3 protein-coding genes are annotated in these 1182 nt (G+C 47.3%); all 3 read left to right on the top strand.

Features of this window, described 5'->3' with window-relative positions:
* Positions 1-216 (top strand): hypothetical protein (locus tag ACFV61_RS36125; RefSeq protein WP_380496430.1); only part of this gene is annotated, 216 nt, incomplete at its 5' end.
* Positions 204-758 (top strand): hypothetical protein, encoded by a 555-nt coding sequence (locus ACFV61_RS36120; protein ID WP_376642749.1) that lies wholly within the window; start codon positions 204-206, stop codon positions 756-758. The genes ACFV61_RS36125 and ACFV61_RS36120, both read left to right, overlap by 13 nt.
* A gap of 50 nt (positions 759-808) precedes the next feature.
* The gene (locus ACFV61_RS36115; protein WP_376642747.1) at positions 809-1057 is read left to right on the top strand and encodes a hypothetical protein; all 249 of its coding nucleotides are present in this window, start codon (positions 809-811) and stop codon (positions 1055-1057) included.
* Positions 1058-1182: the final 125 nt, after the last annotated feature.

The following is a 1182-nucleotide window of genomic DNA, read 5'->3' as shown; positions in this document are numbered from 1 at the left end:
GCTGAAGAAACACCGAAAAAAGAGGAACAGGAGGACGCGCCAAAATGGGCAAAGAATCTGCTACAGGACATCCAAAACCTGATGGGAACAAAGGAACAGCCGCAGGGACAAGCACAGGAAATTCCAGTACCGGAACCGCCAAAAGTGGAGGAACCGGAGGAAGAGGAACAGCCAGCACCAAGCAAAGCGAAAACGCTCCTCGGGTGGTTATGGTAGATGTGCCGGGAAGTGACCAGGAGGAACAGCCGAAAAAGAAACGCGGTCGCCCTCCTGGTACTGGCACGAAAAAGAAAAGCGCAGCCAAGAAAAAGACGGCGGGCAATGTTGATTCATCCCAGCTGAAAATGCTGTTACTGACGACAAGCGCGATCGTGGCAGCACGACCTGGGATGGAAGACTTTGCATTAACCGCCGATGAAGCCGAACAGATATGTACGCCACTCGCAAACATCATGGCGAAGTCTGAAGGCGTGGCGGGTGTCGCCAGTGAGTATGCAGACCATATAGCGTTACTCATTGCGTGCTTTACGATCTTTATACCTAAATTCATTATGTGGAAATCCAAACAACCTAAAAAGAAAGAGGTACAGAAAAATGTCTTGCCAAAACGAGAACTACCAAAACAACCAACAGAACAACGAGGAAATGAAAGCGCGCCTGAAAGAACTAATCAAAAGCCTGCTGAACGATCTGGGGAACCCACTAGTAAGCAATTTGGCGGCTCCTTACATCAACTCATCCCTTTCGGAGGATATTGATGTCTTAAAATTCCTCAACCATTTAGAGGGGATGATCGACTATGTCCGGTATGGTGACGCTGAAGCAAGGTGACTTCTATTACAACATCCCCATGCATGAATACAGCCGTTATTGGTTTGAACACTTGGACATTATCGAACAGGGCGAGGAATTTTTAGTTGTGGAGAAAATCCCTTACGACAAAATCCCGAAACCGTCCATCATGGCTGCTATGAAAAGAGGTAAAGGCGTGAAGCGTGTTGTGAAAGCTTACAGCACGAAAGGAAGTGGAAAACATGCGAATGACAATTGGCGATGACGAACACGTTTTTATCTGTGGTCAAACCGGTACAGGTAAATCGGTTGTCGCTGAGGTATATCTAGCTTGGAAAGACCATGTGGTAAATCTTGATACGAAATGCGAAGTACACGAGCGCCGCAATA

This window comes from Kitasatospora sp. NPDC059817 (assembly GCF_042731835.1).
Lineage (GTDB): Bacteria > Actinomycetota > Actinomycetes > Streptomycetales > Streptomycetaceae > Kitasatospora.
The sequence above is the reverse complement of the archived record's forward strand: the minus strand, read 5'-3'. Positions and strand labels throughout refer to the sequence as shown.

Bases quoted from the DNA above. Each gene is read 5' to 3' on its own strand.
- ACFV61_RS36115 (WP_376642747.1), top strand. From the start codon at position 809: ATGGTGACGCTGAAGCAAGGTGACTTCTATTACAACATCCCCATGCAT.